The organism is Micromonospora sp. C81 (assembly GCF_018070425.1).
GTDB lineage: Bacteria > Actinomycetota > Actinomycetes > Mycobacteriales > Micromonosporaceae > Micromonospora > Micromonospora zamorensis.
In genome coordinates this window covers 204,396-228,226 of sequence record NZ_JAGPXS010000007.1, presented here as the reverse complement: position 1 = coordinate 228,226, position 23,831 = coordinate 204,396, and the positions used below count along the sequence as shown (strand labels likewise).

23 protein-coding genes and 1 pseudogene are annotated in these 23,831 nt (G+C 73.1%); 17 read left to right on the top strand and 7 right to left on the bottom strand.

What is annotated here, in order from left to right:
* The first annotated feature begins 32 nt into the window (after positions 1-32).
* Genes KBX46_RS14760 through KBX46_RS14750 form a run of 3 tightly spaced genes read left to right on the top strand, consistent with a single transcriptional unit; the run spans position 33 to position 4,436 of the window.
* Positions 33-2,354: a tetratricopeptide repeat protein gene (locus tag KBX46_RS14760; protein WP_088947917.1), complete on the top strand. Its 2,322-nt coding sequence runs from the start codon at positions 33-35 to the stop codon at positions 2,352-2,354.
* A gap of 40 nt (positions 2,355-2,394) precedes the next feature.
* Positions 2,395-3,018, top strand: a complete 624-nt coding sequence (locus KBX46_RS14755) for an ABC transporter ATP-binding protein (protein WP_088947916.1) — start codon at positions 2,395-2,397, stop codon at positions 3,016-3,018.
* A complete protein-coding gene (locus KBX46_RS14750) occupies positions 3,015-4,436 on the top strand; it encodes a DUF6297 family protein (protein ID WP_210792931.1) in 1,422 nt (473 codons plus the stop codon). Before KBX46_RS14755 ends, KBX46_RS14750 begins: the two co-directional genes overlap by 4 nt.
* Positions 4,437-4,496: 60 nt before the next feature.
* On the opposite strand, the gene KBX46_RS14745 is transcribed toward KBX46_RS14750, so the two are convergent.
* Complete coding sequence (locus KBX46_RS14745; RefSeq protein WP_210792930.1) at positions 4,497-5,099, bottom strand: MBL fold metallo-hydrolase; 603 nt, start codon at positions 5,097-5,099, stop codon at positions 4,497-4,499.
* Positions 5,100-5,170: 71 nt separating this feature from the next.
* Between KBX46_RS14745 and KBX46_RS14740 the strand changes: the two genes are divergently transcribed.
* Positions 5,171-5,977 (top strand): SDR family oxidoreductase, encoded by an 807-nt coding sequence (locus KBX46_RS14740; protein ID WP_210792929.1) that lies wholly within the window; start codon positions 5,171-5,173, stop codon positions 5,975-5,977.
* A 7-nt stretch (positions 5,978-5,984) separates the two neighbouring features.
* Here the strand turns inward: KBX46_RS14740 and KBX46_RS14735 are convergent, their stop codons facing one another.
* Positions 5,985-6,593, bottom strand: a complete 609-nt coding sequence (locus KBX46_RS14735) for a hypothetical protein (RefSeq protein ID WP_210792928.1) — start codon at positions 6,591-6,593, stop codon at positions 5,985-5,987.
* A 181-nt stretch (positions 6,594-6,774) separates the two neighbouring features.
* Here KBX46_RS14735 and KBX46_RS14730 point away from each other — a divergent pair, with 181 nt between their 5' ends.
* From KBX46_RS14730 to KBX46_RS14715, 4 genes are all read left to right on the top strand, one after another.
* Complete coding sequence (locus tag KBX46_RS14730; RefSeq protein ID WP_099852902.1) at positions 6,775-7,872, top strand: DUF5919 domain-containing protein; 1,098 nt, start codon at positions 6,775-6,777, stop codon at positions 7,870-7,872.
* Positions 7,873-7,945: 73 nt separating this feature from the next.
* A complete protein-coding gene (locus KBX46_RS14725; RefSeq protein ID WP_210792927.1) occupies positions 7,946-8,827 on the top strand; it encodes a pentapeptide repeat-containing protein in 882 nt (293 codons plus the stop codon).
* Positions 8,828-8,905: 78 nt separating this feature from the next.
* Entirely contained in the window at positions 8,906-9,076 is a 171-nt protein-coding gene (locus KBX46_RS14720; protein WP_210792926.1) for a hypothetical protein, read from the top strand.
* A gap of 39 nt (positions 9,077-9,115) precedes the next feature.
* A complete protein-coding gene (locus KBX46_RS14715) occupies positions 9,116-9,352 on the top strand; it encodes a preprotein translocase YidC (RefSeq protein ID WP_088947909.1) in 237 nt (78 codons plus the stop codon).
* Positions 9,353-9,359: 7 nt separating this feature from the next.
* Here the strand turns inward: KBX46_RS14715 and rnhA are convergent, their stop codons facing one another.
* The 3 genes from rnhA to KBX46_RS14700 all read right to left on the bottom strand — a co-directional run bounded on the left by rnhA (position 9,360) and on the right by KBX46_RS14700 (position 12,678).
* Positions 9,360-9,833 (bottom strand): ribonuclease HI, encoded by a 474-nt coding sequence (gene rnhA, locus KBX46_RS14710; RefSeq protein ID WP_088947908.1) that lies wholly within the window; start codon positions 9,831-9,833, stop codon positions 9,360-9,362.
* Positions 9,834-10,078: 245 nt separating this feature from the next.
* Positions 10,079-11,347 (bottom strand): lycopene cyclase family protein, encoded by a 1,269-nt coding sequence (locus KBX46_RS14705; protein ID WP_210792925.1) that lies wholly within the window; start codon positions 11,345-11,347, stop codon positions 10,079-10,081.
* A 56-nt stretch (positions 11,348-11,403) separates the two neighbouring features.
* Positions 11,404-12,678: an MFS transporter gene (locus tag KBX46_RS14700; protein WP_308159521.1), complete on the bottom strand. Its 1,275-nt coding sequence runs from the start codon at positions 12,676-12,678 to the stop codon at positions 11,404-11,406.
* Between the two features lie 136 nt (positions 12,679-12,814).
* On the opposite strand from KBX46_RS14700, the gene KBX46_RS14695 reads away from it, so the two are divergent.
* From KBX46_RS14695 to KBX46_RS14665, 7 genes are all read left to right on the top strand, one after another.
* The gene (locus KBX46_RS14695) at positions 12,815-13,627 is read left to right on the top strand and encodes a metalloregulator ArsR/SmtB family transcription factor (protein ID WP_210792924.1); all 813 of its coding nucleotides are present in this window, start codon (positions 12,815-12,817) and stop codon (positions 13,625-13,627) included.
* Between the two features lie 307 nt (positions 13,628-13,934).
* Complete coding sequence (locus KBX46_RS14690; RefSeq protein ID WP_099852881.1) at positions 13,935-14,420, top strand: hypothetical protein; 486 nt, start codon at positions 13,935-13,937, stop codon at positions 14,418-14,420.
* Between the two features lie 114 nt (positions 14,421-14,534).
* Positions 14,535-15,119: a class F sortase gene (locus KBX46_RS14685; protein WP_308159520.1), complete on the top strand. Its 585-nt coding sequence runs from the start codon at positions 14,535-14,537 to the stop codon at positions 15,117-15,119.
* Between the two features lie 129 nt (positions 15,120-15,248).
* A complete protein-coding gene (locus KBX46_RS14680; RefSeq protein WP_210792922.1) occupies positions 15,249-16,349 on the top strand; it encodes a magnesium and cobalt transport protein CorA in 1,101 nt (366 codons plus the stop codon).
* Between the two features lie 69 nt (positions 16,350-16,418).
* Positions 16,419-16,838, top strand: coding sequence for a YchJ family protein (locus KBX46_RS14675; protein ID WP_088951707.1), 420 nt, complete (start codon positions 16,419-16,421; stop codon positions 16,836-16,838).
* Between the two features lie 188 nt (positions 16,839-17,026).
* Positions 17,027-17,725 (top strand): hypothetical protein, encoded by a 699-nt coding sequence (locus KBX46_RS14670; protein WP_247667514.1) that lies wholly within the window; start codon positions 17,027-17,029, stop codon positions 17,723-17,725.
* Entirely contained in the window at positions 17,722-18,108 is a 387-nt protein-coding gene (locus KBX46_RS14665; protein WP_210792921.1) for a VOC family protein, read from the top strand. Before KBX46_RS14670 ends, KBX46_RS14665 begins: the two co-directional genes overlap by 4 nt.
* A gap of 44 nt (positions 18,109-18,152) precedes the next feature.
* Here the strand turns inward: KBX46_RS14665 and KBX46_RS14660 are convergent, their stop codons facing one another.
* Together KBX46_RS14660 and KBX46_RS14655 are read right to left on the bottom strand one after the other, a co-directional pair.
* Complete coding sequence (locus tag KBX46_RS14660) at positions 18,153-19,517, bottom strand: MFS transporter (RefSeq protein WP_210792920.1); 1,365 nt, start codon at positions 19,515-19,517, stop codon at positions 18,153-18,155.
* Positions 19,518-20,085: 568 nt separating this feature from the next.
* Positions 20,086-20,797: pseudogene (locus tag KBX46_RS14655) on the bottom strand (hypothetical protein); the annotation flags it as partial.
* A 192-nt stretch (positions 20,798-20,989) separates the two neighbouring features.
* Here KBX46_RS14655 and KBX46_RS14650 point away from each other — a divergent pair.
* Positions 20,990-22,156 (top strand): peptidoglycan-binding protein, encoded by a 1,167-nt coding sequence (locus tag KBX46_RS14650; RefSeq protein WP_210792918.1) that lies wholly within the window; start codon positions 20,990-20,992, stop codon positions 22,154-22,156.
* Between the two features lie 61 nt (positions 22,157-22,217).
* Positions 22,218-23,792: an FMN-binding glutamate synthase family protein gene (locus tag KBX46_RS14645; protein ID WP_088947899.1), complete on the top strand. Its 1,575-nt coding sequence runs from the start codon at positions 22,218-22,220 to the stop codon at positions 23,790-23,792.
* Positions 23,793-23,831 lie beyond the last annotated feature (39 nt).

Genomic DNA, 23,831 nt, shown 5'->3' with positions numbered 1-23,831 from the left:
CCCGTTGGCCGGCGCTGATCGCGATCGGCGGGGTGGTCAGCGGTGTCCTCGCCAACGTGGTCAGCAATCTCGCCAGCGACCTGCTCTCCGGGCTGGCGGCCAGCGTGCTCGGGCCGACGAGCATCGCCCTCGCCGTCGGGGGCATCGTCGGCTTCGTGGTCTACGAGGTGCGTCGCCGCCGGGCCGACCGGGAGGTCGACCCCGAACCAACGGATGTGCTCACCGCGCCGTCCACCGGCGCGCCGACCCTGCCCTACACGGCCGAGTTCACCGGTCGCGAGGACCATGTCGAGGCGGTGCTCGGGCTGCTCGCCCGCGAGCACGCGGTGGCCGTGCTGGGCCGCCGCGCGGTGGGCACCTCCGCGTGCGCGGTGCAGGCCGCGAACCTGTGTCGGGACGACTTCCCCGACGGGCAGTACTACCTCGACCTGCGGCGGCGCGGTCGAGCTCACTCGGCCCGGCAGGTGCTCACCGCGCTGGCCCGGATCCTGGGCACCGCCCCGCCGGTCTCCGGTCGGCCGGACGCGCTCGTCGCCGCCGCCGACGCCCTGCGCGGCCAGCTCGACGGCCGCCGGATCCTGCTGGTGCTGGACAACGTCGACCGGCCCGAGCAGGTGTGGCCACTGCTGCCACCCACCGCGCGCACCTGCCGGCTGCTGCTCGCCGGCGGTCCGGCGCTGGTGGGGCTCAAGGGTGTGGTCGCACACTGGATCGCCGAGCCGGGCACCTCCGAGGCGGTCGAGCTGTTCGCCGCCGCCGGTGGGGCCGCCCCCGCCGCCCGGGTCCGCCGTGCCGACCCCCGCACCGACCCGGAGGTCCGCGAGATCGTCGACCTGTGCGGCCGTCAGCCGCGCACCGTCCGTGCGCTCGGTTACCGCACCGCGCAGCACGGCTGGCGGCACTCCGACCTGCTGGACGCGCTCCGCCGCGCCGTGCAGACACCGCCACACCAGCGGCTCGCCGTCTCGCCGGCCGCACGTCTGATCACCGAACGGGACACCGCGTACCGGGCGTTGACCCGCGGGGCCCGACGGTTGTACAGGGTGATGTCGCTGACCCCCGCCCCGGTGGACCGGCCGACCATCGCCGCGCTGGCCGGGCGGCACCCCGAGCGGGTGACCGCGCTGCTCGACCAGTTGGCCGCCGCGGCGTTCGTGGTCGGCGCGCCCGGCGACCGGTACGAGATCCGCCCGCTGCTGGCCGCCAGCGCCCGGCTGCACCTGCGCGACGCCGATCCGGCCCGGGCCCGGGTCGCCGCGCAGGCCCGACTGACACGACACCTGGCCCGCAGAGCCGAACGGCACGCGGCCAACCTGGCGGTGCTCGGCACCCCACCGGACCGGGAGTGGTCGTTGCCGCTGGACGACGACCCGTACGGCTGGTTCGACCTGCACCAGGAGCTGCTGCTGGCGGTGGTGCGGGTGCCGGCCGGCGCGGCCGAGACACTGCCCCGCCGGGTGCGCCGCTGGTGGTTCCGGCTGGCCGTGGCGCTCTGCGGCTGGCTGGCGTACGCCGAGCGGCTCGACGAGTGGGAGCAGGTCTGCCGCACCGTGCTGGCCACCCCGACGGCCGACGACCGACCGGAGATCGCCGGGTGGGCGCACAACGAGCTGGGTGTGCTGCGCCGTCGCCGCCACGACCCGCACGGGGCAGCGGCCGCGCTGACCCTCGCGGTCAACGAGCGTGGGCGCCGGGGCACCGCCCAGGCGCGGATGAACCTGGGCCTGGCGCTGCTGGACCTGGGGCAGCTCGACGACGCGGTGGAGCACCTGGAGATGTCCCGTCGGCACCGCTCGGGGGCTGACCGCGCCGGGCACGCCCTCACCGACCTGGGTCTGGGCGCGGCGCAGCTGGCCCGCGGTGAGCTGGACATCGCACACCACCACCTGGTCCGGGCGGCCAACACGTTCCGGTCGGTGGGTGACGCGCGCGGATACGCGGCGGCGCTGACCAACCTGGTGCTGGTGCACGCGGCGCTCGGCGAGCACCTGGACGCCGCGCAGGCGTGGCGGGCCGCGCTGCACGAGTACGAGTCGGTCAACGACCCGACCAGCCGGGCGACGGCGCTGCTCAACGCCGGGGCGACGCTGCTGAGCAGCACTCCGGGGCAGGCGCACACGGCGTACGAGCTGCTGGCCGAGAGTCGGCGTCTGCGCGAGGAGGCACGGCCCACGGCGGGGCTGGCGCGCACCCTGCTCTACCTGGGTGACGCTGCCGCCGCGCTGGGCGACCATGCCGACGCGCGGCGGCACTGGGCGGACGCGGCGGCGGTCGCCGAGGAGGTCTCCGACGATCAGGGGCTGGCCGCGGCCGACGCCCGACTTGAGGCCGACGCCACGGACCGCGTGACGTAGGTCGCTCAGGTTGGTCGGTGGCAGGGCTCTGGGAGACTCTGTGATCGTGGACGCGCTCTCGGTACGGGGACTCAGTCGCAACTTCGGCAACCTGGTCGTGCTCGACGATGTGAGCTTCACGCTCGCGGCAGGCCGGATCGCGGTGGTGCTGGGCCCCAACGGCAGCGGCAAGACCACCCTGCTGCGCTGTGTCGTCGGCGCGGACCGCCCGGATGCGGGCGAGGTGCGGGTGCAGGGCCGCCGGGCCGACGAGACCGACCCGCAGGTGCGGGCGCTGGTGGCGGCGGCCCTGGACGACATCGACTTCTTCCCCGACCTGTCCGTGGTCGAGCACCTGGAGCTGGTGGCGTACGCCCATGGGGGTGACGCCGAGCCGGTCGAGGAGGTCCTCGCCGAGCTGGGTCTGGAGCCGGCCCGCGACCAGCTGCCGGTGACCCTGTCCAGCGGGCAGCGCCGCCGGCTGGCGTTGGCCTCGTGTTTCGTTCGGCCGCGCCGGGTGCTGATCCTGGACGAGCCCGAGCAGCGGTTGGACGTGCGCGGGCGGCAGTGGCTCGCCGAGCGGCTGCTGCGGGAACGCGCAGCCGGGACGGCCGTGCTGCTGGCCTCGCACGACCCGGAGTTGATCGACGCGGTGGTCGACGAGCGCATCGAGATCGGCCGGTGACCGCCCCGCCGGCCACGATCGCCGACACGCCGGCCGGGGTGCCCACCGCCCGGCAGCTGCGGACACACCTGCGCAAGGCACGCAGCCGACACCACGACCACTCCCTCGGCGACGTGCTGGGTGACGCGTACGTCATGGTCCTGTTCGGGGCCATGTACGGCTGGTTCGCGATCAGCGCGAGCCGCGACCTGCTGGACTCGCCCACGATGGGGCGGGCCGAGCCGGGCGTGCGGTGGTGGTTGGCGGTCGCCGCGCTGCTGGCCGGCGCCGGGCTCGCCTGGCGTGGTCTGCGCGCGCTCGGGCCGCTGCTGGTCACCCCGGCCACGCAGAGCTGGGCGACCAGTGCGCCGGTGGACCGGCGGGCCTGGCTGGCGCCGCGCTTCGTCCTGCTGCTGGTGGGTGCCGCGACCGGCACCGCGGCGCTCGGGGTGGCCGTGGCGGCGCTCGGCGGTGTCACCGACCTGGCGGCGCTGGGCTGGGCGGCCGGGGCCGGCGCGGGGTGGGGTGCGGCCGCGCTGGCGCTCAGCGTCGTCGCCCAGAGCAGCCGGGCGGGTCGGCGGTGGCCGACAGTGGTCGGTGCGGTGCCGATGGTGGCCGCGGCGGCCATCACCGCCCTGGTGGTGCTCGTCGGTCGTTTCGGCGACGGGCTGCCCCGGCCGGCGACGATGCCGACGGTCGCGCTGTTCGCCGCGGCGGTGCCCCTCGTGGGCGCGGGCACCATCCTCGCGGTACGCGCGTTGCCCCGGGTCGACCGGGCCACGCTGACCACCGGCGCCCAGTTCGCCAACGCCGCCTCCACGGCCATGATCCTGCTGGACCCGAGCCTGCTCGCCGGCCTGGTGGAGAGCCGGCGTTGGCGTCGGATCGGCCGGGTTCGCAGCAGCCGGTTCCTGCCCGGCCCCGGCTGGTGGGCGCTGCTTCAGGCCGACGTACGCCGGTTGCGCCGCCACCCGAGCGCCGTGCTGATCTGGGCCGCCCTGATCGGGGTGCAGTATGCTGCCGCGCTCGCCCTGCCCGGGCTGGCCGGGGCCGCGCAGGTGGTGTTCGCCTACCTCGCCGTCGACCGGCTGACGGGTGGTCTGCGGTCGGTCAGCCGCTCACCCGGGCTCCGCCGGGCGCTCGGCGGCAGCGACACCCTGCTGCGGGGGATCCACGTGGTAGTGCCGGCGATCGGCGCCGGTCTGTGGTGGTTGCTGACCCTGCCGACGGTCGACCCGGGGCCGGCCTGGCTCGCGCCGACTCTGGCGGTCGGGGTGGTGCTCGCCGCGTTCCGGGCCGGCACCCGCCCGCCGATCAACTACGGCGGCGCGACGGTCAACACCCCGTTCGGGATGATCCCGGTCGACCTGATGCGACAGGGTTCACGCGGGCCGGCGCTGCTCGCCGTGCTGGTCCTCGTCCAACTGTTCCTGGGCTGAGGCCAGGCGGACCCACGCTGAGACGCTCGGCGTGACCCTCGCCCTACCGAACGACAGGAGTCAGGCGGTGTCGCCGGGCACGAGGTGGCGGTAGCCGGGGATCGTTTCGGTGAACCAGCTGGCGACGCTGGCCAGGCCGCGCTCGTTGAGCTGCGCGTCGTGGATCGGGTACGCCGCCGCAGCGCCCACGGCGGCGGCGAATCGGATCGCCTCGTCGAGGCGCAGCCACGACCCCTGGGCCGGGACGAGCAGGGTGTGCACCGGCTCGTCCGGCACGTGCAGTGAGTCGCCGGGGTGGTAGAGCCCGGCACCGACCAGGTAGCCGAGGTTGGGGCAGTCCGGTTGCCCCTCGTGGATGGCGGCGTGCCGGCCGCCGTGGGCGCTGACCTCGATGCCGGCTGCTGTGAAGCGTTGCCCGGCGCGGACCCGGGTCACCGGCAGCGGCGCGAGATCCGGCAGTCGGGCGCCCTCGGGGGCGTACACCGGGACGCCGAGGCCGGCGAGCCGCAGGACGTCCACGTGGTCGGTGTGCTCGTGGGTGACCAGGACGGCGTCCGCGCCGACCAGGGCGCGCGGCTCGCTCCACGTCCCCGGGTCGATGACCAGCACCCCGCCGTCGTGCTCGACCCGGACACAGGCGTGCGTGAATCGGGTGATCCGCATCCGGCGACGGTACGCCCTGGGCGGCAGGGACGTGGCGATTGGGTCGGCCCGCTCGGGGTAGTGCGAACCACATGCCCCAGCGATACGAGAACTACCCGAGGATCGCCGTGGTCACCGGTGCGGACTCCGGCATCGGCAAGGCCTGCGCGGTCGCGCTGGCCGAGGCCGGCTTCGACATCGGCATCACCTGGTACGGCGACCCCGACGGCGCCGAACGGACCGCGACCGAGGTCCGCGCCACCGGTCGTCGCTGCGAGGTCGCCGAGGTGGACCTGACCCGGCTACCGGAGGCGGCGGCGGTCGTGGACGAGCTGGCCGACCGACTGGACGGCATCGGGGTGCTGGTCAACAACGCCGGCACCGGCGCCTCGACGCCGTTCGTCGACACCGCTTGGGAGCAGTGGCGCGAGGTGCTCGCCGTCGACCTGGACGCGCCGTTCCTGTGCGCACAACGGGCCGCGCGACGGATGCGGGCCGCCGGCACCGGCGGGCGGATCATCAACATCACCAGCGTGCACGAGCACGCGCCCCGGGTGGGCTCCGCCGCGTACTGCGCCGCCAAGGGTGGGCTGGGTCTGCTGACCCGGGTGATGGCACAGGAGCTGGCCGCCGAGGGGATCACCGTCAACGCGGTCGCCCCGGGTGAGATCGCCACACCGATGACCGGCATGGAGGACGTCGACCCGTACACCCAGGACCGGCCCGGCGTGCCGGTGGGGCGACCGGGCGACGCTCGCGAGGTCGCCGCCGTGGTCGCGTTGCTCGCCTCCCCCGCCGCCAGCTACGTCACCGGGGCGTCCTGGCCGGTCGACGGCGGCATGCTGCTGATGGGCCCACAGGCCAACTCGTTGACCAGCGACGACTGGCGTTCGGTCTGAGCAGCGGTCAGTTCCGCTCGGCCGCGGCCGTGCGCAGGATGTAGAGGAACTGCGCGCCGAACGCCGCCAGCGCGACCACCACCCCGGCCGGGATCGCGAGCGTGTGCCCGACTCCGGCCAGGCCGGCCAGCAGGGCGACCCCGAGCCCGACCAGCAACGCGTTGACCGCGCCGACCAGCGCGGCAGTGGTCAGCAGGAACTCCCAACGCCCGCGCTCGACGCCCACCAGGGACCAGGCCGATCGCATCGTGCCCTCGTCGGTCACGGCGTCGGCGAAGAAGTCGTGCTGGCCTGCGAACCGGTGGTGGTAGTACGCGCGGATGCGCTGGATCCTCCACAGGTCCAACGAGTTCTCGACTGTCGTCTCGACGAGCCGCAGGAAGGTCAGCAACCCGATGACCACCAGGGTCGGCAGCACCGCGCCCAGGTAGGGCCGGACCAGCTTGTCGTTGCTGGCCACGAAGCCCAGCCCGATCAGGGCGGCCGACAGGACGGACAGGTAGATGGTGGCCCGGCCGGTGGACTCGGCGACGGTGCCCGAGCGGGCGGTCTCCAGCGCGAAGTGCTCGGTGGTCAGGGCGGTCAGCAGCGCCTGTTCGCGTTCACTGTCGTTCATCAGAGCCCACCCTGTGTAGTCGCGCGCCACCGTTACCGTCACCCTATGAGCGGTGGTGACGGTCCGGTCGACGAACCCGCTGGCCCCGAACGGGACAGCGAGCAGCAAACCGGGCACGTATCCTCCGCATCCTGGTGATTTGCGGGCGGCGGTGGGCCGACCGACGAGGGAAGGGGACCGGATGCCCGAGTGGGCTGGTCGGGGCGGGCGGCAACGACGCGCCTTCGTCGTCGGTGGGGCACTGCTCGGGGTCGCCGTCGTCATGCTGGTGGGCGCCTGGCGCAGCACCGGCTTCCTCAGCGACCTGCTGCTCAACCTCGGTGCCAGCGTGGTGCTCGCGGCCATCTCGTACGTCATCTTCGACCCGCTGTTCGAGGAGGCCCGCAAGGCGCGGGTGCAGGAGCACCTGAGCTTCGACCAGCAGGCGTTCGTGAGCCGGCTGAACCGCTCCGGACGCCGGGTGCGCATCCTCGACACCTGGACGATCCTGCTGGAGCAGCGGCACCGCGAGGAGACCCTGACCGCGATACGAGCGGCGCTCGGCAACGGCGCCCAGGTGCAGTTGCTCCTGCTCGACCCGGACTGCACCGCCGCCCAGCAGCGCTCCGAGGAGTTGGAACGGCAGCGGGTGGACGTGCCCCGACAGATCCGCACCAACCTGCGCCACCTGGCCGCCTTCAGCGACGCCCTCGACTCCCGGCTACGGCAGCGCCTGCAGGTCCGGCTCTACGACGCGTCCCCGTCGATCCAGCTCTACCAGTGGGACGGGCGGGCGTTGATCTCGTTCTTCCCGATCGGGAAGCTGTCGTTCAACGTGCCTCAGCTGGAGGTGGACATGGACAGCCCGTGGGGCGGGTTCGTGCACGCCCGCTTCGAGGAGTTGTGGGAGCACGAGCAGGCCACCCTGAACCTGGAGCGATACTGGTCGGTCGTGGTCACGCTGCGCCACGACGACTCGGACGTGGTCGAGGTGCGCGTGCCGTACGTGACGGTGGACGGGCAGCACTACGTCGACTGCCGCGGGTTCCGGGTGACCGGGCCGCTGACCGTGCGGGCCATGCTGCCGCCCCGCGCGCCCGGGGCGTCCCCCGCGGTGTTCGCGCTGGCCGAGCCCGCCGACGGCGACCACACGCCCGCAGACGCAGTGAAACGGCACTTCGACCAGAAGTACGGGCACGACGACGGGGACCGGGCGATCTACCGGTTGGTGCCGCCACCGGGGCACTCCCGTACCCCGGCTCCCCGCTCGGCGGCGGCCGGCGACACGCACGGACGGTGACCCCGACCCGACCGGTCGGCTCGGCGCGCGAAACAATGGTGGCCTCGCCCCGGACACCAGGAGGACCGGCCACGTGTCGCCCAGCCCCGCACCGCCGCCCGGGTCGGCGCAGCTGCGCGCCGACTGCGGACGCTGCTTCGGCCTGTGCTGCGTGGTGCCCGCGTTCGCCCGATCGGCGGACTTCGCCATCGACAAGCCGGCCGGGCAGGCCTGCCCCAACCTGGGGTCGGACCACCGCTGCGGCATCCACACCGAGCTGCGGCAACGGGGGTTCCCCGGTTGCACGGTGTTCGACTGCTTCGGTGCCGGCCAGCAGGTCTCCCAGGTCACCTTCGGCGGGCGCGACTGGCGGGGCGCGCCGGAGACGCTGCCGGCCATGGCGGAGGCGTTCGCCGTGCTGCGGCCCCTGCACGAACTGCTCTGGTACGTCACCGAGGCGCTGACGCTGCACCCGCCGGCCGACCTGCGCGACGAGCTGGCCCGCGCCCGCGCCGAGACTGCGGCACTCACCGAGGGTGACCCGACGCGCCTGCGCACGGTGGACGTCGCCGCGCACCGGGACCGGGTCAACCCCCTGCTGTCCCAGGCCAGCGACACGGCCCGCTCCCCCGGGGGCGTCGACCACCGGGGCGCGCACCTGCCCGGCGCCGACCTGCGCCGGGTCGACCTGCGCCGGGCCAACCTGCGCGGGGCGCTGTTGATCGGCGCCGACCTGCGCGGCGTCGACCTGAGCCTCGCCGACGTCACCGGCGCGGACCTGCGCGGGGCCGACCTGCGGGGCAGCGACCTGCGGAACACGCTTTTCCTGCACCAGTCCCAGCTGGACGCCGCTCGGGGCGACGCACGCACCGGCCTGCCGGCGACCCGCACCCGGCCACCGCACTGGACGGCACTGCCGCTCACCCCGGTCCGCCAGCCGTCCCGGGCCACGGCCCGTCGCGGCCGGCGCCGATAGCGGCCTGGTTGCAGACGGCGGGTCAGCTCGGCATCGCCGCCGGCTCCGCGACCAGCGGCGCGGTCAACGACCATCTCGGTGACACTCCCGGCGTTCCTGGTGGTCTACGGCGCGCTGGCGGTGGCGCTGACCGTCGCGCTCAGCCGTCGCCGGACGCTGCGGCTGCCGTCCGCTCCCCCACCCGCCGAGACTCTCGGACCGGCGGTCACCGCTGGCGGGCGAGGTTTCGGCCGTGACCACGCCGGGTAGCCAGCGCCGACGCGGACCGGCATCGACGGGAGGCACGGCGTGGGCTACCGAAAGCGCGACGGTGAGTTGCCGGGCGACCCGCAGCACAGCGAGGACGAGGCCGGCCAGGTGCCGTTGGTGCAGGTCGAGGCGGACACCGAGGTCCCGGCGCCGGAAGACACCGACGTACGGCCGGACATCGTCACCGAGGACAACAGCGCGGGCATGACCGGCGGCTCGTCCGGCAGCAGCGGCGGCGGGTCGAGCATGCCGGGGCACCCCGACGCGGCCCGCTGACCCGGGCTCAGCGGCTGGCCAGTGCGGCTCGCGCCTCCGTCATGCCCTTGTTGGCCAGCCCGTCGGCCCGCTCGTTCTCCGGGTGACCGTTGTGCCCCTTGACCCACAGCCAGGTGACCTGGTGCCGCTCGCAGGCCGCCTCCAGCCGCTGCCACAGGTCGGCGTTCTTCACCGGCTGCTTCGCGGCGGTCAGCCAACCGTTGCGCTTCCAGGACGCCAGCCAACTGGTGATGCCGTTGCGCACGTACGTGCTGTCGGTGTGCAGTTCGACGGTGACCGGCCGGTTCAGGCTCTCCAACGCCTGGATGGCCGCCATCAGCTCCATCCGGTTGTTGGTGGTCGGGGTGGCCTCGCCACCGCACAACTCCCGCTCGTGGTCGCCGTAGCGCAACAGCGCGCCCCAACCGCCCGGCCCGGGGTTGCCACTGCACGCCCCGTCGGTCCAGATCTGCACGCCCCTGCCGGCCGCCGCGTCCACCATGCCCGGCAACCTACCGGGCGGTGACCTCGTCCTCCCCTCTCGGGGGGCCGGCGCGCCGAGGCGGTAGCCCCGCACCAGTGCCGGCGTCGAGCCGTCGGCCCCGCACACGATGCGGGGCCTCCGAGCCGCCGGCAGCGCACACAGTGCCGGCGCTGAGGCGTCGGCACCGCACACAGTGCCCCACTCCCGGGGCAGCTCGACAGGCGGCGCAGGAGACGACTCCGGTCAGGTCAGGACGCCGCCGGTCAGGTCGGACGGGGTGCTCCACCCGCACCGGTCTCCGAGCCCAGCGGGTCGCCCACCACGGCGGGCGGAACGGCCGGCGCCGGGCGGGTCGGGCGCAGCCGGTCGCGGACGCGGTGCGCCGCGTCGCCAGCGGTGGCGGCGATCATCGGCAGCAGCCGGGTGGAATTCATGATCGCGACCTCCTCGGCCGGGGTGGTGACGCCGTCGAGGAAGCGCAGCACCCGCTCGGCCGGGTTGCGGTCGAAGAGCCGGTCGAAGAAGTCCGGACCGCCGACCCCACCCCGGTCCAGCGCCCGCAGGGCCACCGCGTCCATCCAACGGTGCCGGCGCGGGTAGGCCGCCTGCGGCACCGGTTGTCGTCCCGCCGCGAGGGCACGGGCCACCTGGTCGGCCTGTCGGTACATGGCGGAGAAGGTGAAGCCGGTGGAGGGGCGGGTCGCGCCACCGGCCGTACCGAGCCGGACCACCCGGGGTGAGGGCCGGGCCGGGAACGGCGCGTCGGTCATCGGGATCACCCCGTTCTCCACCTCGCGCACGCGCAGCCCGGCCGGGTCCAGGCCGAGCAGGTCCCGGTAGCCGGCCAGCGCCGCGTCGTACCCGGCGTCGGTGAGCAGGTCGGGCGAGAACTCGGTGTACTCGACCAGGGCGTACCTGTCGCTCACCGGCAGCACGTAGCCGAAGGAGACGCCCCGGGGCGGCTGCGGGGTGCGGAAATCCATCAGGACCGCGCGCGCGGGGTCGAAGACGGGCCGGTCGGCCTCCAACCACCAGCCGCGGAAGTGCTGCAACCAGGTGGTCCGCCCCGCTCGCGCCGGCGGGCGGGGGCGGGAGTCGAGCACCCAGCCGGCCCGTACGGTCTGCCCGTCGCCGGTGCGCACCAGCACCCGTGTGCCGTCGTCGGTCACGGTCTCGGCGGGTGCGACGATCCGGGTGGCGTCCAGCCGGCGTTCGGCCGCGGCAGCCCGGTCGTAGACCGGGCCGGAGCGGAGCATGGCGTACCTCAGTGGGGTCAGGTCCAGGACGCGGCGTCGGGCCGTCGTCGCCACCTCGACCTGCTGCCAGCTCGCGCTGAGCAGCGGGTCCAGATCGGTGCCCGGGTGGCCCCAGAACGCCCAGGTGCGGTCCTGATCGCGCCGGCGGACCGGATCGACGACGGCGATGCGCAGGTCCCGCACATCGTGCCGGTCCAGTGCGGCGAGCAGCAACGACGCCGCGCCGCCACCGCCGAGCAGCGCGAGGTCGACATCGAGCGGCGCGGAATCGGTCACCGCATCACGCTGCCACACCGCCGCGGGCGGCCGCGCGCCGCCACCCGGCACAGCGCTCAGGGCACCGGCGTGGGCCGCTGCTCGACCGGAGGCGGATCGGCGTAGGCGCGTGCCACCGTCGCCCGGTCGAAGACCCGCCAGGTGGCCAAGGAGACGCCGATGGCCACCACCAACCCGACCCAGTACGGCGCGGTGATGCCGAACCGGGCGGCGAGCAGCCCGCCGAGCAGTGCGCCGACGCAGTTGCCCCCCGCCGCCACGAAGAGGGTCGTGCTGGCCACCCGTCCCTGCAGTGTCGGTGGGGTGAGTCGTTGGCGCAGGGAGTTCGCCACGATGTTCCACAGTGCGCTGTGCACGCCGAAGGCGAAGAGCGCGATCCCGACCACGATGGTGCTGCGTGAGGCGGCCAGCGCCAGGTGCAACCCCGCCTCGATCAGCAGACCGACCCGGATCGTCCAGGTGGGGCTGATCCAGGCGATGAGCCGGTCGCCGAGGAGCGCGCCGAGCACCCCGCCGACGGCCATGCAGGTGAACAGCAGCCCGTAACCGACGGACCCGAGTCGCAGCCGCTCGGCGGCGAGCAGCACGAGCACGGCGAGCGCCGCGGTGAGGGTCACGTTGAGCAGGCCGATCAGCACGGCCATCGTCCGCAACAACCGCTGGTGGGCCAGCCAGCGCAGACCTTCGACGATCTCGGCGCGCATCGATCGGGTCGCCCGTACGCGGGAGTCCGTAGCGGCGGCCCGGAAGTCACCGCCGATCAGCGCCACCAGCACCGCGCTGAGGGCGTACGTGACGGCGTTGACGAGGAACGGGCTGCCCGCCGAGAGCGCGAACAGGAACCCGCCGAGCGGTCCGGCGAGCATCCCGTTCATGAGGGTGGTGCCACCGCCGAGCCAGCCGTTGGCGCGCTCCAGGCGGTGCCGGGGCACCACGGTCGGCAACATCGCCTGGCTGGCCGAGCGGAACACGATCTCACCGGTGTTGACCACGAACAGCACCACGTACAGCAGCACCACCCCGGCCCGACCGCTCATGATCGCCGTGGCCAGGACGGCGAGCGCGACCACCCGGACCAGGTCGATGATGATCATCAGGCGGCGTCGGTCCATCCGGTCCACCAGCACGCCGCCCGGCAGGGCGAAGAGCAACCACGGCAGCCAGGCCACGGCGGACGCTGCGGCCACCACGAGCGGATCGTCGGTACGCGAGGCGACGAACAGCGGTGCGGCGACGGTGGCCAGCCCGCTGCCCAGGGCCGACAGGGTGCTGGCCGCCCAGAGGCGGGCGAACACCGTTCCCAGGCCGGCCGTCGTGTTGTCCTGTGTCACGGCGAGCGAACCTATCAGCGCCTCCCCGGCTCCACCCGGATTTATCCCAGGGGCAGACGCCCGACCGTGTTGACAGGCAACCGTATGGTTGCCTATTTTGACAGGCAACCGCTTGGTTGCTTTTTACGGAGGGCCGATGGACGACGCGTTCCGGGCGCTGGCCGATCCCAGCCGGCGTCGACTGCTCGACCGGCTCAACGACCGCAATGGCCAGACCCTGCGGGAGCTCTGTGACGGGTTGGCAACGAGTCGACAGGCGGTCAGCAAGCACCTCGCGGTGCTGGAGGCGGCCCACCTCGTCACGAGCATTCGGCGCGGCCGGGAGAAGGTGCACTACCTCAACGCCGCGCCGATCAACGCCATCGCCGACAGATGGCTCAGCCGATACGACCGCGAGCGAGCCGCCGCGCTCGCCGACCTGAGCACCGCATTGGAGCGACAGTCCATGGAGAGTCCCGCGTTCGTCTACACCACCTACGTCAGGACCACCCCGCAGCGGCTCTGGGCCGCGCTCATCGAACCGGCCTTCACCCGCCGCTACTGGGGCGGGGTCGCGCTGGCGTCCGACTGGCAGGTCGGTTCCCCGGTGCTGTGGCAGGACACGCCGGACGGCGAGCCACGCGATCTCGGTCAGCGGGTGCTCGTCGCCGAGCCGTACCGTCGCCTGTCGTACAGCTGGCACGGCTTCCAGCCGGAGCACGCCGAGCACTTCGGCTGGTCACCCGAGCAACTGGTCGCCCGGCTCGGTGAGCGCCGGTCGAAGGTGACCTTCGAGATCGAGCCACACGGCGACGCTGCCGTCCGGCTGACCGTCGTCCACGACGACTTCTCCCCCGACAGCGAGATGCACCGCGCGATCAGCGGCCAACTCGATGGCAGCGGCGGCTGGCCGGAGCTGCTGGCCAGCCTCAAGACCCTGCTGGAGACCGGCGAGCCGATCCCCGCGTGACCCGCCGGGCGACCGGTCCCGCCCAGCGGGTCCTGGACAGCCGACGCCATACCTCGCCATCGACCCAGCGGCGACAGCCCGGGCGGAGCGGACATCGACCGGAGCACCGGTGCCGGTCGGGCCGTCCGGGCCTTTCCGCAGCTCTCCCCGCCTTCGGGTGGACACGTGACGGCAACGAGGGATTCTCATTTTCACCTGATCGTGGGCCCAACCCACCTAGTGTTGGGCACACCGGTGCTAGTCACGGAGTTGGCCACCCGAACGACGTCCCACGCAGTCAGCGGACGAAAAGTGAGGGAAGACGCGTATGAAGGTCTCAACAGCACTCTGCTCGGCGGCGCTCGGCGTGGGCCTCGGCACGCTCCTGCTGCCAGGCGCCGCACTGGCCGACACCACGGTGTCACCGGCCACCACCCCGGTCGGTGGGACCGTCGTGCTCACCGCGACGACCTGCAACCCGAAGTCGGGTGACGCCCTCTTCCGGGTCACCGGCCCCAACCGCGACCAGAACGTCCGATCCACCACGGCCGCGGCCGGCGGCGGGCTCAGCGCCGAACTCTTCACCGCCGGGTTCACCCTGGGCACGTACACGGTGGCGGCGACCTGCGGCGACGGCAGCTCGGCCGGCACGGCCACGTTCACCGTCACCCCGATCGGCGGCGCACCCGCCGGTTCCGGCGGCGACAGCCGCGACACCGGCACCCTGGCCGCCGGCGGCACGCTGCTCGGCACCGCCCTGGCCGGCGCGGTGATCCTGATCCGCCGGCGACGTCCGGTGTCCACTGTCGCCTGATCGGCGACTGCTCCATCCCTGAGGACGGGTGCCCGCACCGGTGACACCGGCGCGGGCACCCGGACGATCCAGCGCGGAGGTAACCACGTGTGGTGGCGGCGGACCCTACCGGCCGTGGTGGCCCTGCTCGGCGTGACCGGGCTGGGGCTGATCACCGTCGGCCTCACCGCCGACCCGGCGCGGCCACCACGGCCGCCGGCCGACGCGCCGCGACGCACCCATCCCGCACCGGACCTGGCGCCGCTGTCACGCGCCGCGCCGGTCCGGGTGCAGATCACCGCCATCGGCGTACGCGCCGAGGTTGTCCCGGTCGGCGCGGACGCCGCCGGGGTGCTGGAGGTGCCCCCACTGGACAAACCCACCCTCGCCGGCTGGTACCGGCACGGGGTGAGCCCTGGCGAAACCGGCAACGCCGTCCTGGTGGGACACGTCGACTCACCGGCCGGCCCGGCGGTCTTCTTCGACCTCGGTCGGCTGCGCGCCGGTGAGCAGATCCAGGTCACCCGCGCCGACGCGCAGGTCGCCACATTCACAGTGGACGACGTCCAGGCGTACCCCAAGGACCGCTTTCCCAGCACGCTGGTCTACGGCCCGGCGGACGCGGCCGGGCTGCGCCTCATCACCTGCGGCGGCCGGTTCGACGCCTCGACCGGCAACTACGTCGACAACATCGTCGTCTTCGCCACCCGCACAGCCTGAGCCACCCGCAGGGCCTGAGCCACCTGCCCCGCTGTCGGGAGCCGGACCCTGCTCGGCAGAATGCGGTGGCACCATCCCCTGCGAGCACACCGCGACCGGGGCGGTGCGCGGGCGACGGGGAGGCACGTGGTGGATCAGCGGCCGGTACGGGACCGGGCCGGTCAGGGCGTACGCGCGCTGGCCCGTCGACTGCTCGGCCGACCCGAGGCCGTCGCCCCCAACCCCCGCCGGTCCAATCCGGACGCCGTGGTCGACTGCGCCGTCTACGTCAACGGTCGGCGCGAGCCCGGTCGACCGCACTACGACGACGCGTACGCCCGAGCGCGGCACGGTCGCGACGCCTTCGTGTGGCTGGGACTGCATGACCCGGGCCCGGCCGTGCTCGCCGCGGTGGGCCGCACCTTCGGCCTGGACGAGCTGACCGTCGAACAGGCGCTCGCCGACGGGCACCGCCCGACCGTGCAACGCCACGGGCCGGTCACGCTGCTGGTGCTGCGCACCGCCGGGTACGTGGAGCACGACGAGCTGACCGACACCTCCGAGGTGATCGACACCGGGGACGTGATGGTGCTGCTCGGGGACCGGTTCGCCATCACCGTGCGGCACGGCGCCGCCGGGGCGCTGCGCACCGTCCGCGCCGACATCGAGGGCCGCCCCACGCTGCTGGCCGCCGGCCCCTGGGCGGTTGCGTACGCGGTCTGCGCCCGGATGGTCGACTCCTACCTGGAGGTGGCCGGGCACGTCGAACGGGACCTGGAACGGGTCGAGGAGGCGGTGTTCGCCCGCGACCGCTCCGCCGACATCCAGCACATCTACCAGCTCAAACGGGAGGTGGTGGAGTTCAAGCGGGCGGTCCTGCCGTTGCAGGCGCCGATGCGTACGCTGCTCGACCCCGACGGCCCGCCGCGCGCCCTGCACCGCTGGTTCGTGGACGTGGACGGCCGGTTGAGCAGGGCGGTGGACCGGGTGGCCGCGTACGACGACCTGCTCACCTCGATCGTCCAGTCGCGACTGGCGCAGCTCGCCGTGGAGCAGAACAACGACATGCGCAAGATCGCGGCGTGGGCGGCCATCGCGGCCACCCAGACCGGCATCGCCGGCATCTACGGCATGAACTTCGACCACATGCCGGAGCTGGCCTGGCGCTACGGCTACGCCGGTGCCCTCGCCCTGATGGGGGCAGCGGCCCTGTTCCTGTACCGGCTGTTCCGCCGCTCCGGCTGGCTCTGATCGCCCCGGCCGCCCCGACCGGCGGGAGTCGTCGCCGATCGACGCCCGGCGGTGGGGCAGGATGACGACGTGGGTAAGGGTGCGGGACGCCGACGGGCGAACACGACGACGGGACGGGCCTGCCCGTGCGGCTCCGGCCAGGCGTACGCGGACTGCTGCGCCCCGGCGCACAGCGGCGACAGCCCGGCAGGGACGGCCGAGGCGCTGATGCGCTCCCGGTTCAGCGCCTTCGCCCTCGGCGACACCGGCTACCTGCTGCGCAGCTGGCACTCCTCGACCCGGCCCGCCTCCCTGGAGTTGGACCCGGGGCAGCGGTGGACCCGACTGGAGATCGTCGAGACCGAGCGGGGCGGCCTGCTCGACGCCGCCGGCACTGTGACGTTCCACGCCCACTACCGGGACGCGGGACGGCCCGGCACCCTGACCGAACACAGCCGGTTCGTCCGCGAGGACGGCCGGTGGGTCTACCTCGACGGTGACCAGCCCTGACTGTCGAGTTGGCGTAGGATCTCCTTGGCGTAGTCCTGCGCCGCACCTCCCTCCCGGCGCTCACGCCGCCGGCAACGCGGAGGCAAAGGGGGCCCTGAGCCCTCGGGACGTGGTGCCACATGCCCCACTGCGGCGGGGTCGGCGGGAGCGTGGGTCCCGGTGACCGTGCCGTTGACCGGGAGCATGTGATGACCAACCAGAGATCGTTCAAGACCCGGGTCCGCGCCCGGATGGAGAAGACCGGCGAGAGCTACACCACCGCCCGCCGACACCTGATCAACAAGGCCACCGAGCCGTCCCCGGCCCCGTCTCCCGCGCCCGCCGCGGCGCAGACCGAGCGGATCGCCAACGACCTGATCCGCGCCCGGACCGGCCGCGGCTGGGCCGAGTGGTTCGCCCTGCTCGACGCCACCGCCGCCACCGAGCGGACCCACACCCAGATCGCCCGCCACCTGGTCACCGAGCACGACGTGACAGGCTGGTGGTCACAGACCATCACCGTCGGGTACGAGCAGGCGCGTGGCCTGCGCGCGCCCGGCCAGCAACGCGACGGGGGCTTCTCGGCCGCTGCCAGCCGGACGGTGGCGGTGCCGGCGGCGCGACTGTACGAGGCGTTCGCCGACGAGACGGCACGCGCCAGGTGGCTGCCCGACGTCGAGGTACGCGTCCGCACCACCACCGCGCCCCGCACCTTCCGGGCCGACTGGGCCGGTGGTCCCACCCGGATCGTCGTCGGCTTCGACGCTGTCGGCGAGTCGAAGGCCCGGGTCAGCGTGCTGCACGAGAAGCTGACCGGAGCCGAGCAGGCCGCCGAGCTGAAGGCGTACTGGCGGGAGCGGCTCGCTGCGTTGAAGGCACTGCTCGAGTCGAACGGAGACAACCGATGACCATGACGTTCATCAACCTGCCGGTGCGCGACCTGACCACTGCCGCCGAGTTCTACCGGGCGCTCGGGTTCACCAGTGACCAGGCCGACCTGGACGGGGACACCATGGTGTTCACCATCTCCGACAGCACCCGCCTGGTGCTGCACCTCCGCTCCGGCTTCGAGTCGTACACCGGTGTCGCCGCCACCGACACGGAGACCAGCCGCGAGGTCGTCGTCGGGCTGTCGGCGCAGAGCCGCGAGCAGGTCGACGAGCAGGTCGACCGGGCGGCTGTCGCCGGCGGGCAGTCGCTCGGGCCCGGCATGGCCAACGGGCCGATGTACATGCGCGGTTTCCGCGACCTCGACGGCCACCAGTGGTCCTTCCTGCACCTGTCCAGCTGAGCGAGGGCCGGCGGCGGCCACGTCGGCCGCCGCCGGCTCCCCGGTCATCGCGGGCCGTGCGCCGCAGCCGCCGTGCTGCTGGCGGGCACGACCGTCGGGCGCCGGCGGGTCAACAGCACCAGGCCCAGCACGAGGTACGGGCCGGCTGTCACCGCGAACGCCACCGCATTGCCGACCACTGTGGCCAGAAGGCCATAACCGGCGTACGTCCCGATGATCAGCAGGTCGGTGGCCATCCCGGCCAGCGACGTGACGGTGGCGCGGCTGTTGCCGGTGATCCTGGCCTGGAGCCGCGCGTCGGCCAGCACGGTGGCCAACTGCGCGGCACCGAACCCCAGCGCGAGCAGCACGAAGCCGGCCGGTCGCCCGGTCAACGCGCCACCGGCCAGCCCGACACCGACCAGGCCCAGCAGAGCGGCGTAGCCCCGGCGGCCCAGCCGCTCCCCCACTCCGGCGAGCAGCCCGCCGACTGTCACCCCGGCCCAGAGCAGCAGGAGCAGCAGCGGTACGACCTCCGCCCGCACACCGGTGTCCAGGGCCAGCAGCGGGGAGTACTCGTCCAGGGCGCCCCAGTCGGCGGCGACCACGGCGACCAGCAGCACGGCTGACCGCACCGGGGGGCGGGTGCGGACCTGCGTCACTCCGGCCCGCAGCGTGTCCCACCAGCCCAGCTCGTCCCCGTCGTCCGCTGGGGAGCCGTCCGGCTCGCGATCCCCGGGCATGGCCGCAGCTACGGGCCGTACCGCAGCGGCCGGGTCGTGCCCGCTGGCCGGGACGGGCACGACAGCCTGGACGGGCGCGTCGACCGGAGCGTCGGCCGGTGGGCGGTGCTCCGGGAACCGGGCGGCGACGATCGTGGCGAGCAGACAGGCCAGCACGCTGGCCGCGCCGACCGCCGGGTACCCGCCGACGGCGAGCACCGGGCCGGCGAGCACTCCGGAGACCACCACGCCCAGCACACCGGCCGTCCGCGCGCGCCCGAGCACCCGGGCGTACCGGCCGACCGCGCCGAGCCGGTCCAACTCGGTCCAGACCAGCGCCTCCAGGGCACCGGAGACGAGCGCTCCGCCGGCGCCCCAGAGGAGGAACCCGATCGCGAACGCGGGGTACGAAGGCAGCAGGACCCAGAGTGCGAACCCGGCGGCGGTCACCAGCGGGGCAAGGCACAACAGCAGCCGACGGGACACCACGTCGGCCCACGCGCCGGACGGCACCTCGAACAGGATGCCGGCGGCCGACCAGATGACGAAGAGCGACGAGATCTGCCCCACCGACAACCCGGTGTCGGCGAAGAACACCACGTACAGCGGGTAGAGCAGGACGAGGTCGCTGAGGAACGCGTACCCGTAGAGGGTGGCCGTCAGACGACGGACCGCCGGGTCGGGCACGCGCGAGGCGAGGTGAATCATGGGGCCTTCCCGTGGGAGTGGAGATGGACACCGGACGTGCGGTGCCGGTGGTGGCCCACGGGATCGGCCTGCTCTGCTGGATCAATGTCGCCAGGTCATGTCAGCGATGCTAGACGCGCACCGGCGCGCCGGAAAGCACTTTCGGCGTGCCGGACAACGCGAAGCGGGGCGGGATCCGATCGATCCCGCCCCGCTTCAACAACTGCTGGTCAGCGCCGGTCCACCGGCGGGATGACAGTGGTGGTCTCGCTGTCGTCGCTGGTACGCGGACCGGGCACCGCACCACCGGTGCCGGTGCTCACCACCTGGGTCGTGTCCGAGTCGCCATCACCCCGACCGACCACCTGGGTCGTGTCCGTGTCGCCGCCCCGGCTGACCACCTGGGTGGCCTCCGAGTCGGCCGGGCGGGTCACCACCTGGGTGGCCTCCGGGTCGGAGGGCGCACGCACCACCTGGGTGGCCTCCGTGTCGGTCGGTCGCGTCAGCATCTGGGTGCGCTCCGGGTCGTCGGCGACGAACGGCGGCCGGGCCGGCTCGGCGGGGGCGGCGGACGCCCGGGCCAGCTCGGCCTCGGCGTCGCGGCGCCCCTCGCGGTAGGCGCGGGCGTGCGCGGCGATCTGCTGCGACTCCTGCTCGGCGCGGGTCAGCCACGCCTCCCAGCGGCTCTGCATCGGACGGATGAGGCCACCGCCGACCCCGACGACGAGGATGCCGCCGATCGTGGCCAGCACCGCGATCAGAACAGGGGTGGTGACCGCGGTGGCCACCCCGATCTGGTTCAGCGCGGCGATGACGCCGAGGCCGAGGATGAACACCGAGGCGGTGGTGGCCAGCACCCGGCCGTACGACAGGCCGCCGAGCGCGCCGCTGATGATGTCCTTGACCGCGTTGGCGATCGCGGCGGCCACCACGACGATGACGATCGCGACGAACGCGCGCGGCAGCCACGCGATCACCGCGCCAAGCAGGTCGGAGATCGGGTTGGGCCCCCAGATGCCGAAGGCGAGTTGCAGGGTGAACAGCAGCAACCCGTAGTAGACGAGCTTCGCGACGATGTCGCTGGCGTCGTACCGGGAGCGACTCAACGCGCGGCGGATGCCGCCGCGTTCGACGGCGCGGTCGAAGCCCACCCGTTCCAGGACCTTTTCCACGATCTTCAGTACGGCCTTGGCGATCAGCCATCCCGCCACCAGGATCGCCAGGAAGGCGACGGCCTTGGGCAGGAAGAGCATCACCGATCGGAGGGCGTCGCCCACCGCGTCGCTGACGTTGTCACTCATATGGTCATTCCTTCATGCGGCAGCCGGGATGGTCAGCCCCGACCTACCCCCGACCCGAGTCGCGGAAACCCAAGTGATCATGAGGTGGCGCGGACCTCTGGCGCGCACCGAGTCTTGGCAATATTCTCCGGAGTGCGTGCGGCCACTGGAGCTACTTTTCATCCCCCGCCGTCGGCCGCAGGAGGAGATGTCATGCACGTCGACCATTCCGAAGTGGATCGCCGGACACTGCTGCGAGCCGGCCTCGGCGCCGCCACGGTCGCCGTCGTCGGGAGTGAACTGGCCTTCCCCACCTCGGCGCAGGCCGCCGCCCCCGACGCCGACCTGGACTGGATCATCAGCTGCGACGAGTGGGCCGCCCGTCCGCCGAAGGACCCGCTGTCGGTCAGCGCCATCGCCACCAACAAGATCATCGTGCACCACATGGCGTTTCCGAACGTCACCGACTACTCCCGCGAGCAGGCGGTCAAACTGGCCCACGAGTGCCAGGACCTGCACATGGACGGCAACGGCTGGTCGGACACCGGCCAGCACTTCACGGTGAGCCGCGGCGGCTACGTGCTGGAGGGTCGCCGGGGCAGCCTGGAGCGCCTCGAAGCCGGCGACCGCCAGATGATCTCGGCGCACTGCCCGGGTGAGAACGGCCGGGCCATCGGCATCGAGAACGAGGGCACCTACGTCACCGAGACGCCGCCGAAGGCGCTGACCGACTCGCTGGTCAAGCTCTGCGTCTCGATCTGCCGGCAGTACGGGCTGCACGCCCATGACATCTTCGGCCACTGGGACTTCCGCACCACCGAGTGCCCGGGCGCCGCCTTCTACCGGCAGTTCCCGGAGCTGCGTCGGCGGGTGCACGCCGCCCTCGGCACGACGCTGGGCGAGGTGCCGGCCCGCCGCTGGCCGGACCTGTGGCGGTTCGTCAACTCCCCCTCGGTCCGGGTGGTTCAGCACCTGCTCGCGTTCCGGGGCTACGCGGTGACGGTCAGCGGCACGTTCGACGCCGCGACAGTGGCGGCCGTGCAGGACTGGCAGGCCCGCAACGGCATCGCGGTGGACGTGGACGCCACCCTCACCACGCCGACCTGGGAGACCCTGGTCCCCGAGCTGGACCAGCACGCCACCGGCGCGCCGGTCACGGCGGTGCAGGAAATCCTCGCCACCAAGGGGTACGCGGTCACCGTCACCGGGGCCTACGACCACGCCACCCGGGCCGCGGTGCAGGACCTCCAGGCGCTGCACGGCCTGCCCCGCAACGGCAAGCTCAGCACGAGCACGTGGTGCACGGTGGTCGGCGGGTCGGTCCGCGAGTCCTTCCGGCGCCGCTGGGGCGCGCCTCGTGGTCCCCGCCCCCGGTCCTGACCAGCGCATTGGATCGGCGGGGCCGGTTTGGCCAGAGGTGCGGGCGGAAAGAGTGCCGGGCATGAAATGGGCCCGTCGAGCCGTACCCGCTGTCGCCGCCGCCGTCGCGGCGCTCGCCGCGCGGGACCTGATCCAGCGCGACCACGCGTTGCTGCGCAACTATCCGGTGCTCGGTCGCGCCCGTTACCTGTTGGAGGCGATCGGCCCGGAGTTACGGCAGTACATCGTCGCCGGCAACAACGAGGAACGGCCGTTCACCCGCGACCAACGCCGCTGGGTGTACGCGTCGGCGAAGCAGGAGAACAACTACTTCGGCTTCGGCACTGACAACGACATCGAGTACACCCCGGGCTACCCGATCATCAAGCACCGCACGTTCGGCAGGGCCGTGCCGCCGTCGACACCCGCCGCCGGGCACGACGTGCGGTTGCCGTCGGCGAAGGTGCTCGGCGCGGCCCGGGGGCGGGCCCGCGCGTTCCGCCCGGAGTCGGTGGTCAACATCTCCGGCATGAGCTTCGGCTCGCTCTCCGGCAACGCCATCACCGCGTTGAACAAGGGGGCCGCACTCGCCGGCTGCCTGCAGAACACCGGCGAGGGTGGCCTGTCGCCGTACCACCGCAACGGCGGTGACCTGGTCTTCCAGCTCGGAACGGCGTACTTCGGTTGCCGCGACGAACACGGCCGGTTCAGCCTCGACCGGTTGAAGGACCTGGTGGCCGGCGCACCGGTCAAGGCGTTGGAGATCAAGCTGAGCCAGGGCGCCAAGCCGAGCCTCGGTGGGCTGCTGCCGGGGGCGAAGGTGTCCGCCGAGATCGCCGCCACCCGGGGCATCCCGGCCGGTCAGGACTGCGTGAGCCCGTCCCGGCACGCCGAGTTCTCCGACTGCGACAGCCTGCTCGACTGGGTGGAGCTGCTGGCCGCCGAGACGGGCCTGCCGGTCGGCATCAAGTCGGCGGTCGGTGACCTGGGCTTCTGGCAGGAGCTGGCCACCCTGATGCGCGACACCGGCCGAGGCGTCGACTTCGTGACCATCGACGGTGGCGAGGGTGGGACGGGCGCCGCGCCGCTGATCTTCACCGACTCGGTGTCGCTCCCGTTCCAGCAGGGCTTCTCCCGGGTCTACAAGGTGTTCGCCGAGCACGATCTGCACGAGCAGGTGGTCTTCATCGGCGGCGGCAAACTCGGCCTGCCGGACAACGCCATCGTGGCCTTCGCGCTCGGCTGCGACCTGGTCAACGTCGGCCGGGAGGCGATGCTGTCGATCGGCTGCATCCAGGCACAGAAGTGCCATACCGACACCTGCCCCACCGGTGTCGCGACGCAGAACACGTGGCTCACCCGGGGTCTGGACCCGACTTTGAAGTCGGTCCGGGCGGCCAACTACCTGCAGACGCTGCGCCGCGACCTGACCAAGGTCGCCGAGGCCTGCGGCGTCGAACACCCCGGCCTGATCGGCACCGACGCCGTGGAGATCCTGAACGGCCGCACCTGCTCAACCCCACTGCATGAGGTGTACGGCTACCGGCCCGAATGGGGTATGCCCTCGCCGGCCGACCGGGCGGAGATCATCCGGCTGATGACTCCGGAGGTGCCCCAGGGCGGCAGCGCCCCACCCTCGGCCACCGCCGTGGGCTGAGGTCCCAGGTCCGAGCCCTTGGTCCCATGAGCTTGATGA

What these genes read in the sequence shown, in the direction of transcription:
- KBX46_RS14735 (WP_210792928.1), bottom strand. Translation starts at nt 6,593, where the DNA reads ATGAACGACAGTGAACGCGAACAGGCGCTGCTGACCGCCCTGACCACC.
- rnhA (WP_088947908.1), bottom strand. Translation starts at nt 9,833, where the DNA reads ATGGTGGACGCGGCGGCCGGCAGGGGCGTGCAGATCTGGACCGACGGG.
- KBX46_RS14745 (WP_210792930.1), bottom strand. Translation starts at nt 5,099, where the DNA reads ATGCGGATCACCCGATTCACGCACGCCTGTGTCCGGGTCGAGCACGAC.
- KBX46_RS14740 (WP_210792929.1), top strand. Translation starts at nt 5,171, where the DNA reads ATGCCCCAGCGATACGAGAACTACCCGAGGATCGCCGTGGTCACCGGT.
- KBX46_RS14645 (WP_088947899.1), top strand. Translation starts at nt 22,218, where the DNA reads ATGAAATGGGCCCGTCGAGCCGTACCCGCTGTCGCCGCCGCCGTCGCG.
- KBX46_RS14660 (WP_210792920.1), bottom strand. Translation starts at nt 19,517, where the DNA reads ATGATTCACCTCGCCTCGCGCGTGCCCGACCCGGCGGTCCGTCGTCTG.
- KBX46_RS14670 (WP_247667514.1), top strand. Translation starts at nt 17,027, where the DNA reads ATGACCAACCAGAGATCGTTCAAGACCCGGGTCCGCGCCCGGATGGAG.
- KBX46_RS14665 (WP_210792921.1), top strand. Translation starts at nt 17,722, where the DNA reads ATGACCATGACGTTCATCAACCTGCCGGTGCGCGACCTGACCACTGCC.
- KBX46_RS14695 (WP_210792924.1), top strand. Translation starts at nt 12,815, where the DNA reads ATGGACGACGCGTTCCGGGCGCTGGCCGATCCCAGCCGGCGTCGACTG.
- KBX46_RS14690 (WP_099852881.1), top strand. Translation starts at nt 13,935, where the DNA reads ATGAAGGTCTCAACAGCACTCTGCTCGGCGGCGCTCGGCGTGGGCCTC.
- KBX46_RS14650 (WP_210792918.1), top strand. Translation starts at nt 20,990, where the DNA reads ATGCACGTCGACCATTCCGAAGTGGATCGCCGGACACTGCTGCGAGCC.
- KBX46_RS14730 (WP_099852902.1), top strand. Translation starts at nt 6,775, where the DNA reads ATGCCCGAGTGGGCTGGTCGGGGCGGGCGGCAACGACGCGCCTTCGTC.